This window comes from Francisella sp. LA112445 (assembly GCF_012224145.1).
Lineage (GTDB): Bacteria > Pseudomonadota > Gammaproteobacteria > Francisellales > Francisellaceae > Francisella.
Window position 1 is genome coordinate 1,004,296 of sequence record NZ_CP041030.1, and the last position, 12,538, is coordinate 1,016,833.

Sequence of the window (12,538 nt, forward strand, 5' to 3'; positions counted from 1 at the left end):
TAGTAACTAACTATCACAGTGTATAATCAACTTATAATTTTGAGTCAAAAATGATAAGAACAAAAAATATTTTCTTAATAGGTCCAGTTGGTGCTGGTAAATCTACTATAGGCAAACAATTAGCTAAAGAATTAAAATTAGAATTTGTTGATTCTGATGAAACTATCGAAAAAAAGTGTGGTGTTGATATAAATTGGATCTTCGATTTAGAAGGGGAAGAAGGTTTTAGAAACCGTGAAAGAGATGTTATAGCTGAGATTTTAGCTGAAAAGCAAAATATAGTATTAGCAACAGGTGGTGGAGCTATATTAGATCCAGATACGCGATCTCTACTATCATCAAGAGGTAAAGTTGTTTATTTAGAAGCAACTATTGAACAGCAACTTGAAAGAACAGCAAAAGATACAAAAAGACCTTTGTTAAGAGTTGATGATAAAAGACCAGTTTTAGAAGAGTTAATGGCGGAGAGAGAGCCTTTATATAGAAGTATTGCTGATGTTGTTGTTGAGACAAATGGTGCAACAGTAAAAAATATCGTTAATAAAATATCTACATTTTTAGTTGAAGAAACAATCCTGTGATAGATAAACTACAAGTAAATCCTACATCTAGTGAGAGCTATGAGATAATTATAGATTCATCATTAGACTATTCTCATATCAATCAATATATAACAAATAAACAAATTCTTATTGTAACAAATACAACTGTCGAAAGGTTATATTTGAAGAATATCTTGGATTTTGTATCTAAAGTAACAAATACTCATGTTTGTGTTTTAGCTGATGGAGAGCAATATAAATCTCAGCAAAGTTTAGATAAAATATTATCGACTCTATTAGAAAATAAATTTACACGCTCCTCAACTGTACTTATAGCTTTAGGTGGTGGAGTAATAGGTGATATTACAGGTTTTGCTGCTGCTATATATCAACGAGGTGTTGATTTTATTCAAATACCAACCACATTGCTTTCTCAAGTTGATTCTTCTGTTGGTGGTAAGACAGCAATCAACCATACTTTAGGCAAGAATATGATAGGAGCGTTTTATCAACCTAAACTTGTTTATACATCTGTCGAGTTTTATAAAACATTACCTCCTAGAGAATTTATATCTGGTATGGCAGAGGTAGTAAAATATGCATTTATATCTAGAGAGTTTTATAATTGGTTGGAGTCTAGTAGACAGAAGATCTTAGAGAAAGACCAAAAGACTTTGATAGAAATGATAAAAAGAAGCTGTCAGATCAAAGCAAAAGTAGTTGCTGAAGATGAAAAAGAGATAACTGGTGCCAGAGCTATACTTAATTTTGGTCATACTTTTGGACATGCTATTGAAAAATGCCAAAGATACCTTGGGTTGAAACATGGTGAAGCTGTAGGTGTTGGTATGGCTCAAGCCATTGATTTTTCATATTTCTTAGGGATGTTGAGTTATCAGCAAGCTAAAGAATTTAAAGAGTTTATTACAAGTTTTAATATATCTATAGAGTTTCCTAAAGATCTTGATAAGAAAGAATATCTTGATGCGATGCTTCTAGATAAGAAAAATAGTAATAAAATGCTTAAGTTCATTTTAATCAATGATATTGGTGACTTAAGATTGTTAGCAGAATCTCAAGATAATCTCCAAAAATTTTTAGAAAAATAAAATCATTATTCTATTTCAAATTAATCTTTTGATAAAAAGCAGTATAATTTAGCTCTAAATTAAAGCTAGATATTTGATGAAAAAATATTTAAGTAGTTATTATTCTTAGCTTTTGCTATCGATTAAGTTTCTTGTTGCCTTCTTTAACTCATTTCTGTAATAGTCTAAGTTTCTAGAAGATTCATCTTTTAAGTCTTTTATTTGTTGAGTTAAGAAAGTGATTTGACTTTCAAGACTCTCTTTTAAGTCAGAAATTCTTTGTTTTGATTGCTCTTGAAGCAGATCACAATATGATTTTGCATCTTTAGCTAATCTTTCAGCTGTTTCACGACGAATACTTTCTTTAACTAAAGCCGAATAAAGTTTTTTGATTTTTATTTCATCATTTGGTTCATTTAGCAATGTTGACCATTCTTCTGATATATTACTAAATAGATCTAACTCATCTATTTCTTGAAGTATTTTTATAGCATTTTGACTAATAGCCATTAGATTTCAGTCCTTATAAATTTTTTGGTAAAACTATTATAGAGAAAATTAACAGTTAATGAATTGATTATTAAACTAAACAAATAATACCTAATTGTTTGGTCAATTTAAAGAGTATTTTTTTAAATAATTTCGTTAACTGTATTGGTTGTATGGCATGTATGGTATAAACTAGTGTAATTCTTGTTTTTATGGTCAATTATAATATGTTAATAAACAACGATAATCTTATATTTAGCTCTGTTGAAAAGATAAAATACTCAGCAAGAAGAGGAATGCTTGAGCTTGATATCATATTGGCTCCATATTTAAACAACTGTTATATGAAAGAAGATCTACAGAATAAAAAGCTTTTTGTTGAATTTTTGACAAGTGAAGATAGTGATTTGTTCGACTGGCTTTTTAAAGGAGTAGAGGCTCCAAAAAAGTATCAGGAATTGATAAAGAAAATTGTAGATGAAAAGAAAAGGTTTAATGATAATAACTTAAAATAGAGAAGAGGAAGTTTTATGAACAACTTACTAAACCACACTGGTGAGCATCCTATTTCTAAGGAAATAATGAATATTTCTCAATACTGGCTAATAGACGAAAAAAAAGCGGTTACAAACCTTGTTGAAAAAGCACAAATTTCTAGTGTCGCAAAAGCTAAAGTTCGTGAGAGAGCTTATGACCTAGTTGCTCAAGTTAGAAAGAATAGGCTCAAAAAATCAGGTATAGATGCTTTTATGATTGAATACGATTTATCTTCAGAAGAAGGTATCGTCCTAATGTGTCTTGCTGAAGCATTATTAAGGGTTCCTGATAAATATACTATAGATTTACTTATTAAAGATAAGCTAACAAGTGCTGCATGGAAAGAGCACGTTGGTATGGAGAAGCATCTATTTGTAAATGCGGCAACTTGGAGTTTGATGCTAACAGGTAAGATCTTAAAAGATAGTAGAGGATCTTATAGAAAAGTTTTCCAAAACTTCCTTAAAAAGACAAGTGAGCCTGTTATTAGACAAGCAATGAAGCAAGCTATGAAAATAGTTGGTAAACAATATGTTCTTGGTGAAACTATTGAAGAGGCTTTAAAAGTATCTCAAGCTAAGGTTGATAGAGGATATAGTTACTCTTATGATATGCTTGGTGAAGCTGCAATGACTATGGCGGATGCAGAGTATTATTATGATCAGTATCTACATGCTATTAAAGAGCTTTCTAAATATGCAGTAAACAAAGAGATTAAAAAAAATCCTGGAATTTCAATAAAACTATCTGCATTACATCCGCGTTATGAGGTGACAAAACATCAAAGAGTTCACGCTGAATTATATCCTAAGTTATTGAAACTAACTGAGCTAGCTAAACAATACAATGTAGGTATGAACATTGATGCTGAAGAAACAGAAAGACTTCAGATATCATTAGAGCTAGTAGAAAGATTAGCACATGAACCATCATTAGAAGGTTTTAATGGGATAGGTATCGTTGTTCAAGCATATCAAAAACGTGCTCCTTATGTTTTAGAATATCTAGCAAACCTTGCAAAGAAAACTAATAGAAGATTTATGGTGCGTCTTGTAAAAGGTGCTTATTGGGATGCTGAGATTAAACATTCTCAAGAGCAAGGTTTAGAAGGTTATCCTGTATTTACGCGTAAGTATCATACTGATGTATCTTATCAAGCATGTGCTAAACAGCTTTTTGAAAGCCATCAATACATATATCCTCAGTTTGCAACACATAATGCTCAGACAGTAGCCGTTGTAATGGAGTTAGCTCAAGGAAACAAAGATTTTGAGTTCCAATGTTTACACGGTATGGGAGATCCTCTATACGATAATATAGTTGGTAAAGATGGCTATGAAGAGATTCCTTGTAGAATTTATGCTCCTGTTGGTGGTCATAAACATCTTTTAGCTTATTTAGTTAGAAGACTTCTAGAAAATGGTGCTAATAGCTCTTTTGTAAATAGAATCGTTGATGAGAACTTACCTATAGAAGAGTTAATTGAAGATCCAGTTAAGAAAGCTTTAGATCATGGTTGTGATCAACATCCAAATATTCCTTATCCAAAAAATATTGTGGCTCCTAGATTAAATTCTCAGGGTTATAATACTAATGATTTTGCAGTATTAGAGACTATGTATAGTGATATTGAAAAATATGCTTCTAAAAATACATATAAAGCAAAACCAATAGTATCAGGAGTTAAGATCGATAAAGAAGAAGGTCTGGAAAAGGTAATTAACCCAAATACTAATGAAGTCATTGGTAGTGTAATAAATGCAGATGCAAAAACAGCAAAAAGAGCATTGAAAAATGCTCAAAGTGCATTTAATGATTGGAATAATACTCCAGCAACTCAAAGAGCTGAGATACTAGAACGCTTTGCAGATCTTTTAGAAAAAAATACTAATGAGTTTATTGCTATTGCAATGATCGAAGCTGGAAAAACTCTAGCTAATGCTATAGATGAGGTTAGAGAGGCAGTTGATTTCTGTCGTTATTATGCAGCTCAAGCACGAGAAGAGTTTAACGGACCTATAGATTTACCTGCGTTATCAGAAAATCTAAAACAAATAGAGTTTAGTGGACGTGGGGCTATGGTATGTATTAGCCCATGGAACTTCCCATTAGCTATATTCTTAGGTCAAGTTACAGCTGTTCTTGCTGCTGGTAATACTGTTGTAGCAAAACCTGCTGAGCAAACATCGATTATTGCATATAAGGCTGTTAAGCTTTTATTTAAAGCAGGCCTTCCAAAAGATGTATTACAGTTTACTCCTGGCGATGGTGCTACAGTTGGTACTGCATTAGTTAAAAGCCCTGTTTGTAAAGGTGTTATTTTCACAGGTTCAACTGAAGTCGCTGGAATAATAAATCAAACTTTAGCAAACAAATCGAGCGAAATTGTTCCATTTATTGCTGAAACAGGTGGTCAAAATGCGATGATTGTTGACTCATCTTCACTTCCTGAGCAAGTAACAGCTGATGTTATGCGTTCAGCATTTGATAGTGCAGGTCAACGTTGTTCGGCTCTTCGTATCTTGTGTTTACAAGAAGATATTGCTGATAACTATATCAAAATGATAGTTGGAGCGATGAAGGAGCTTAAAGTAGGTGATTCTAAGTATATTGATACAGATGTTGGACCTGTTATTGATAAAGAAGCAGCTGATAATTTAAATGCATACATTGAGCAAAAGAAAAATCAGTTTAAACTGGTATATCAGTCACAGCCTAATGAGAATACTAAAAATGGCACATTTGTAATGCCTACAGCTTTTGAAATCGATAAGTTATCAGACCTAGGCAGAGAACAATTTGGTCCGATTTTACACATATTGAGATTCAAAGCTAACCAGTTAGATACTCTTATTAGAGATATTAATGCTACAGGCTATGGTCTGACAGCAGGTGTACATAGTAGAATTAATGAAGTTATGAACTATGTTAAAAATAATATCAAAGCTGGTAATGTTTATGTAAATAGAAATATTGTGGGAGCTGTAGTTGGTGTACAGCCTTTTGGTGGCCAAGGTAAGTCTGGAACAGGACCTAAAGCAGGTGGACCTTTCTACATGCATCGTTTAGCAAATGAAAAATTATCAGGTGTTGGAGCTGTTGAGGAAATATATAATCCTGAGAAAATAGCTAATGATGAGAAAGCTACTAATAAGCTTATAAAAGATAACTATACTATAGCAAGTATTATTAATGGTGAGAAAGTTAAAAAAGGTAATACTAAAGATCTTAAATCAGCAAATGAAAAAGTTATAGGTAAAGCTTTTTATGCCTCAGTTAGTAGTGTTGAGAAGGCTATTGATATAGCTAATAAAGAAGCTGATTCTTGGAATTCTATAAATGCTGAGCAAAGAGCTGAAATTATAGAGAAGTTCTTAGAGTTATTAGAAAAAGAGCGTAATCTAATAGCATCATGTCTTGTTGTAGAATCAAATGTTTCTATTGAAGATGCTCAAATTCAGATAGATAAAACTATCCAGCAGGTAGCATACTACTGTTTACAAGCAAGAAAAGAATTTGCACACCCTAAGCTTTTACCAGGACCTACAGGTGAAATTGATGAGTTAAGCTTAAAAGGGCGTGGGTTAGCAGTAAGTATGTGCTCTAGCTGTGATTTATTGATTAGATTTGTTGGTCAAGCTACAGCTGCGTTACTTGCTGGTAACACTGTAGTTGCAAGACCAGCATATACAGGTAATTTAACTGCTTATAAGATTGTTGAATTAATGCTAAAAGCTGGCTTAAGCTCAAAAGTTATACATCTAATAATATCTGATGAGGAAGAAATATCTTCAGCATTATTATTTAACAGCAAAGTAGCTCTTGTGACATTCTCTGGTAGTGTACCTGGAGTTAAACAAGTTCATCAAGCTTTAGCGCTTAGAAGAGGAGCTATTATACCTTTTGTTGCTGAAAGTGTTGCTAAAGATGGTAAATGTACTAGTTTAGCAATAGAAACTGCTTCACCATTATATTTACGTAGATTTGTTGTTGAAAAAACGGTCAGTGTAGATACAACAGCTTCAGGTGGTAATGCTTCTTTAATGAGTTTAGAAGAATAAAAAAAGATATTGCAAACTCATTTTCTTAATGATAATTTAAATCTTATGGCTTTTTCCTAATAGGAATGTTGATTCTGATTTTATTAGGAAAATGTTTTAATAATTTAGAGATGATTATTCTCTAAGAAATTCTTTAATTAATTATAAGGAAAAAAATAATGAGTGATGTATCTGTTAAAAAGATGTCATTGTTTAGTGCTGTATTGATTGGTACTACTTCAATGGTTGGATCTGGTTGGCTTTTTAGTGCTCAATTAACAGTTAAAAATGCAGGTAACTGGGCATTCTTGGCATGGATATTTGCAGCTATTTTGGTTTTAATGATAGCTTTATGTTTAGGTAAAGTAGTATCTATGTATCCTGTGAGAGGAGCTACTACTAGATCAAGTGCAATATCGCATAACAATATTTTTGCAATGCCTTTTGCTTTTGCTAACTGGTTTGGTATTGTTGTTGTAATTTCCTCAGAAGCTCTTGCAACGACTCAGTATCTTGCTGGTGTTAAGTCAATGGATTGGCTTATGCATGATAATATTTTAACTATAGCTGGTACGGCTTTCTCGCTTTTTGTTTTAGTTTTATATTTAATTATTAATTTCTATGGGGTAAAGCTTTTATCAAGAGTTAATAATGCTATTACAATATTTAAAATGGCTGTTCCTGCTATTATTGTTTTAATATTTGTTACTCATGCTTTGATGCATAGTGATAATCATGTAAGTATGTTTTCTGCAGATATTCCTGGTAATAGCCAATTTGGTTTTACATCTGCCTTGACAGCAATCGTTGCGGGTGGTCTTATTTATACATTTAATGGTTTCCAGACAGTAGTTGCCTATGCAAGTGAAGTTAAAAATCCAGGTAGAAATGTACCATTAGCAATTGTATTTGCTTTAGCGTTAGTTTTAGTATTATATCTTTGTTTACAATATGCATTTATGCAGGCAGTTCCCCATAGCTATCTAGTAAGTAAAGGTGGTTGGGCTGGTCTAGACTTTGAATCCCCACTATTACAATTAGCAACGATATTAGGCCTAGGATATATATCTGTATTATTAATAATTGATAGTGTTATTAGTCCATCAGCTACTGGTTATAGTTACCTAGGTGCTTCATCTAGAATGCTATATGCAATGTCTTCAGAAGGACAAATGCCAAGATATTTTGCAAAGATAACTCCGATTGTTAATATCTCACGTAGATCATTAATAGCAAACTTTATATTAGCTGCTATATTTTTACTTTTCTCAGATAACTGGACTGCATTGATGCTTGTGGTAACAGGGTTTCATATTATAGGTTATATGGCGGCTCCTGTTAGTATGGGAGCACTAGCACCAAAAACTAGATTATATGGTTTGGTTGTGTTTGTGATATTAGCATTACTTTTAAATACAGTCGAGATTCAAACTAATATCAATATGAGTGTTATATTAATAGTCCTTATGACTATATATGGAGCTATTGAGTTTAGAAGAGTAGGTGTTAAAAATCTTTTCTATTTAGCAGCACCTTTTCTATTATTCTTATGTATAACTTCACCTATTGATAGCTATTTATTAAATGGTATTATTGGTGTCATATTCTATTGGTTTGCTACTGATAAACGTTATGTGGCATTCTGTAAAGCTACAGCTAATGAAAAAAATATTATTGTAGACTAAAATAATAAATCTTACCTAGTTATATCCTAACTTACAATCTATAATATACATCTAATATTATAGAGACTTTCTTCAAAATTAATGAAAAATGCAAAATGGATTCTTCTTATCCTTTGTTTAGGATATTTTATTGATTTTTATGATTTAACTGTATTTAGTGTGTCTTATGTAGATATATTCAAACAGCAGTTTAATATGCACGATTTGACAAAAATACAGCAGATGTATTATTTAATCAATAATATTCAAATGGCTGGTATATTAGTAGGTGCTATAGGTTTTGGGATATTAGCAGATAAGTTCGGTCGGATAACAGTTATTAAATATAGTATATTACTTTATTCATTTTCGACTATATGTTGTATTTTTGTAACTAATTTACATATGTTTATGTTACTGAGATTTTTAGCTTATCTTGCATTAGCTAGTGAATTTGCTGTTTCTAGTGTATTAATAGTGGAATTTTTCCCTCCTAAAATAGCAGCGTGGGGAATGAGTCTTTTATATATATTAGGAGTCTTGGGTGGAATCGTAGCAACATTATTTGGAGTTTTTTCTTATCAGATAATGTTTGTATTTGGAGGTTTAGCTGGCTTAGTTATATACGCTTTTAGAAGAGTGCTCGAAGAATCACCATACTTCATAGAGATGTATGAGTCTGATCGATTTAAAAATGCAGGGAATATAATTTTTTTATTTAAAAATTATAGTAAACCTTTGATCTTGAATTTTTTAATTACATTACCTTATTTCTTTGTTATTACTGTAATGTTTGCGTTAGTAAGATTTATCGCCTCAGATGTTGACTTTGCAAGTTTAGTAAAAATTTTCTTATTTGGTTTCTTTGCTGGAAATATTATTAGTTGTATTATTAGTGGGTTTTATAATCAATATTTTAAATCGCCAAATCTATTTTTTATAATAAATATCGTTATATTTTTAGTTAGTATCTTTAGTTATAAATATATATCAAGTGATGTAGTCTTCTTTTACGGTATTCTTATCGGTCTTATTGGTGGTGGATATAATATTATGTGGGCTCAATATGCTGCAACTGAATTTCCAACAGAAGTTCGTTCATTAGCTTGTAATATGATATTTGCACTAGGTAGAACTAGTAGTATATTCTTTGGGATTATTTTTGCTTCTTGGTTGACTAGTGAACAAGTATTTAGACAAAATGTAAATATATTAGCGATTGTTGTAGCTGTTATGGTTTTATCAATAATTGTTTTTTATAAAAGAAAGAAAGTTTTAAATAAATAGAGAGTAATTTATGGCACATAAAATCCTATTTGGAATTACAGGAAGCATATCAGCTTTTAAAACTATAAATTTAATACGTCTTTATATTAAAAGTGGAGTTGAATGTAGAGCTATCATAACAAAGGGAGCACAACAGTTTATAAAACCAGAATTATTAGTAGCTCTTGGATGTAATGTTTATACTGATGATTCACTTGATATGCATGATTATGAGCAGAGTATGGCGCATATTAATCTCTCACGCTGGGCAGATAAAATATTTATAATACCAGCCTCTGCCAATATTATCGCTAAATTAGCTAATGGTCTTGCAGATGATTTGCTTTGTCAATGTATACTAGCTAATAAACAAACTCGAAAAGTCTATATTGCCCCAGCTATGAATGTAAATATGTGGCAGAATCCTCTAACTCAAGATAATGTTAAGAAGCTAAAAAAAATAGGTTTTAATTTAATATCTCCTGATAGCGGTTTACAAGCATGTGGTGATATTGGGGGAGGTAGACTACATGAGCCTGAGCAGTTATTTAAGCTATTATCAGTAGATCAAGATTTTAAAGATAAAAAAGTTTTAATAACAGTTGGAGCAACAGTAGAAGATATTGATGGAGTTAGATATCTATCTAATTATAGTTCTGGAAAAATGGGCTTTGCATTAATAGAAGAATTATTAAATAGAGGGGCAAAGGTTACAGTATTGAAAGCTAAAACTTCAATATCGTTTGATATCGTTCATAGTAATTTAGATATTATCAGTACTAGAAGTGCTGATGATATGAATCAAGCTATGCTACAACAAGCAAAAAATCATGATATTTTTATTGGTTGTGCCGCAGTTGCTGACTATAAAATAAAAAATAAATTTGATAATAAAATCAAAAAAACTGATGAGGGATTGACTTTAGAGTTCATTAAAAATCCTGACGTTTTAGCAAATTGTAAGAAAAATTATCCTAATATCTTTGCTATAGGTTTTGCAGCTGAGTCGCAAAATATAATTGAGTATGCAAAAGCAAAGCTAGTAAAGAAGAATTTAAACATGATTGTTGCGAATTCGACAAGTGTTTTTGGTAAGGATGACTCTTCTGTAACGATTTTATCAGAAAGTAATAATAAAGAATATTCCAATAAAACTAAATCAGAAATAGCTAAGTTAATACTAGATTTTGCTAAGGAGATAATATGAGCATTAAAGAAGTCTGCATAGCAGATAAGCCAAGTAATTTAATAACATTAAAAAATGATAATGTAGAAGTAACTTTTTTAGACTTAGGTGCTGTTATCTACTCGCTTAAAACTAAAGATAAGAATGGAAAACTAGAAAATATAGTATTACAGTATCAAGATATTCAAGAATATGCTAAGAGCCCATCATATTTTGGAGCAACTGTTGGAAGAGTCGCTGGTAGAATTAAAGATGGCAAAATTAGATTAAATGATAAAACTTATGACTTAGAAAAAAACTATCAAGATAGACATACTCTTCATGGTGGTTTTAATTGTGTATCATATCAAAAATTTGATTTTGAAATTATAAGTAATACTAAAATTAAATTTACACATATTCAAAAATCATCAACTGATAACTTCCCAGGAAATGTAACAATCAATGTGACATATGAGCTTTTAGAGAACTCGCTAGTTATAAGTTTTGACGCTGTATCAGATTTAGATACTGTTTTAAATATGACAAATCATTGCTATTATAATTTATCAGGTGATTGTAAAACAAATATAATTGATCATCATCTTGAGGTACCTTCTAATAGATTTGTAAATGTTGATGATGATTTAATTCCAACGGAGATTATATCTTTACCCGAAGAAATGAATTTTAATAAAAAATCTAAAATTGGTGATAAATTAGATAAACAAGAATCTAAATATTTCCGCAAAGGTGGTATTGATCATTGCTATCTTGTTGATGGTAGTATTCTTCTTGAAGATTATAATAGTGGTAGAAAATTAAAAATTTCAAGTTCATATCCTGCTATGCAAATTTATACGTGTAATTTTAGTAGGGGACATGTACTTTCAAATGGTAATGTACTAAAACAATATGACGCTATTTGCTTTGAGCCACAATATGTAGGTGCTTTTGATGGTAACTATGATGACCATCCTGCTAAATTAAGCAAAGATCAAGAATATAAGCATTTTATAAGATTAGATTTTTAGATTTATTTAAAATAAGTCTAGTTATTGCCATTACCGTTACCATTACCATTACCATTACCATTGCCATTACTATTTCCGCCACCGTTACCATTGCTGCTTGGACTACAAGTACTATTTATGGTAGATACACATGTGTTACTAAGATCAACCAATGTTTCTTCTAAGCAACTATTCGGCAGAAGGTCAGCTGTTAATGTTGAGTTAGCAGCATTTTCACAACTCCATATTAATGTAGTATTTACAATGAATGGGACTAAGTGAATTGCAGCTATAGCACTTGAAATAATCGGTGTATCTGAAGCTGGAATGCCCAAATATTCAGAGTTACCAAGATTAATAGTAATAATGCCATTTGTAGCGATACCAATATTTTTAGGAATGTTGGTAATATATATATTTCTAATTTGATCTCCTTCCGTTAAATCACTTAGAGAAATTATTTCGTTAATTTGCATTTTTACATTGCCTATCTTAGTAATTTCTCCCCCAATTTTTGCTCGGGTTTTATAATCAGAATATATAGGAATAGATATCGAAGCTAATATGGCTATTATTGAAATTGTTATTATCAGCTCAACTAAAGTAATACCTTTGTTTTTACCTTTACATGACGAATCACATTGAAAGTTATTTTCTTTAACTTCCAGTGTTGATAAGTTAGGATAACTTTTTTTTAATTTATTTGTCATGTACAACAAAGATTAAATCGTTAT

At 31.1% G+C, this 12,538-nt stretch carries 10 protein-coding genes; 8 read left to right on the forward strand and 2 right to left on the reverse strand.

The features are described from left to right. The first annotated feature begins 50 nt into the window (after nucleotides 1-50). Nucleotides 51-581: a shikimate kinase AroK gene (gene aroK / locus FIP56_RS04945; RefSeq protein ID WP_192577839.1), complete on the forward strand. Its 531-nt coding sequence runs from the start codon at nucleotides 51-53 to the stop codon at nucleotides 579-581. Continuing rightward, nucleotides 578-1,651: a 3-dehydroquinate synthase gene (aroB, locus tag FIP56_RS04950; protein WP_192577840.1), complete on the forward strand. Its 1,074-nt coding sequence runs from the start codon at nucleotides 578-580 to the stop codon at nucleotides 1,649-1,651. The genes aroK and aroB overlap by 4 nt, the downstream gene beginning before the upstream one ends. A 105-nt stretch (nucleotides 1,652-1,756) precedes the next feature. Here the strand turns inward: aroB and FIP56_RS04955 are convergent, their stop codons facing one another. Continuing rightward, the gene (locus FIP56_RS04955) at nucleotides 1,757-2,140 is read right to left on the reverse strand and encodes a kinesin (protein ID WP_150467459.1); all 384 of its coding nucleotides are present in this window, start codon (nucleotides 2,138-2,140) and stop codon (nucleotides 1,757-1,759) included. Nucleotides 2,141-2,346: 206 nt separating this feature from the next. Here FIP56_RS04955 and FIP56_RS04960 point away from each other — a divergent pair, with 206 nt between their 5' ends. From FIP56_RS04960 to FIP56_RS04985, 6 genes are all read left to right on the forward strand, one after another. Then, nucleotides 2,347-2,634: a succinate dehydrogenase assembly factor 2 gene (locus tag FIP56_RS04960; protein ID WP_192577841.1), complete on the forward strand. Its 288-nt coding sequence runs from the start codon at nucleotides 2,347-2,349 to the stop codon at nucleotides 2,632-2,634. A gap of 15 nt (nucleotides 2,635-2,649) precedes the next feature. After that, on the forward strand, nucleotides 2,650-6,717 hold the full coding sequence (putA, locus tag FIP56_RS04965) for a bifunctional proline dehydrogenase/L-glutamate gamma-semialdehyde dehydrogenase PutA (protein ID WP_192577842.1): 4,068 nt from the start codon (nucleotides 2,650-2,652) through the stop codon (nucleotides 6,715-6,717). A 155-nt stretch (nucleotides 6,718-6,872) separates the two neighbouring features. Next, nucleotides 6,873-8,381 carry an APC family permease gene (locus FIP56_RS04970; protein WP_245323108.1) on the forward strand — a complete coding sequence of 503 codons (1,509 nt, stop codon included), beginning with the start codon at nucleotides 6,873-6,875 and terminating at the stop codon, nucleotides 8,379-8,381. A gap of 81 nt (nucleotides 8,382-8,462) precedes the next feature. Then, nucleotides 8,463-9,647 (forward strand): MFS transporter, encoded by a 1,185-nt coding sequence (locus FIP56_RS04975; protein ID WP_192577844.1) that lies wholly within the window; start codon nucleotides 8,463-8,465, stop codon nucleotides 9,645-9,647. A gap of 10 nt (nucleotides 9,648-9,657) precedes the next feature. Further along, nucleotides 9,658-10,833, forward strand: a complete 1,176-nt coding sequence (gene coaBC, locus FIP56_RS04980) for a bifunctional phosphopantothenoylcysteine decarboxylase/phosphopantothenate--cysteine ligase CoaBC (RefSeq protein WP_192577845.1) — start codon at nucleotides 9,658-9,660, stop codon at nucleotides 10,831-10,833. Further along, nucleotides 10,830-11,825, forward strand: coding sequence for an aldose epimerase family protein (locus tag FIP56_RS04985; RefSeq protein ID WP_192577846.1), 996 nt, complete (start codon nucleotides 10,830-10,832; stop codon nucleotides 11,823-11,825). Before coaBC ends, FIP56_RS04985 begins: the two co-directional genes overlap by 4 nt. Nucleotides 11,826-11,842: 17 nt before the next feature. On the opposite strand, the gene FIP56_RS04990 is transcribed toward FIP56_RS04985, so the two are convergent. Beyond that, a complete protein-coding gene (locus FIP56_RS04990; protein WP_192578855.1) occupies nucleotides 11,843-12,514 on the reverse strand; it encodes a prepilin-type N-terminal cleavage/methylation domain-containing protein in 672 nt (223 codons plus the stop codon). Nucleotides 12,515-12,538: the final 24 nt, after the last annotated feature.

What these genes read in the sequence shown, in the direction of transcription:
- aroK (WP_192577839.1), top strand. Translation starts at nt 51, where the DNA reads ATGATAAGAACAAAAAATATTTTCTTAATAGGTCCAGTTGGTGCTGGT.
- FIP56_RS04955 (WP_150467459.1), bottom strand. Translation starts at nt 2,140, where the DNA reads ATGGCTATTAGTCAAAATGCTATAAAAATACTTCAAGAAATAGATGAG.
- FIP56_RS04960 (WP_192577841.1), top strand. Translation starts at nt 2,347, where the DNA reads ATGTTAATAAACAACGATAATCTTATATTTAGCTCTGTTGAAAAGATA.
- putA (WP_192577842.1), top strand. Translation starts at nt 2,650, where the DNA reads ATGAACAACTTACTAAACCACACTGGTGAGCATCCTATTTCTAAGGAA.
- FIP56_RS04975 (WP_192577844.1), top strand. Translation starts at nt 8,463, where the DNA reads ATGAAAAATGCAAAATGGATTCTTCTTATCCTTTGTTTAGGATATTTT.
- coaBC (WP_192577845.1), top strand. Translation starts at nt 9,658, where the DNA reads ATGGCACATAAAATCCTATTTGGAATTACAGGAAGCATATCAGCTTTT.
- FIP56_RS04985 (WP_192577846.1), top strand. Translation starts at nt 10,830, where the DNA reads ATGAGCATTAAAGAAGTCTGCATAGCAGATAAGCCAAGTAATTTAATA.
- FIP56_RS04990 (WP_192578855.1), bottom strand. Translation starts at nt 12,514, where the DNA reads ATGACAAATAAATTAAAAAAAAGTTATCCTAACTTATCAACACTGGAA.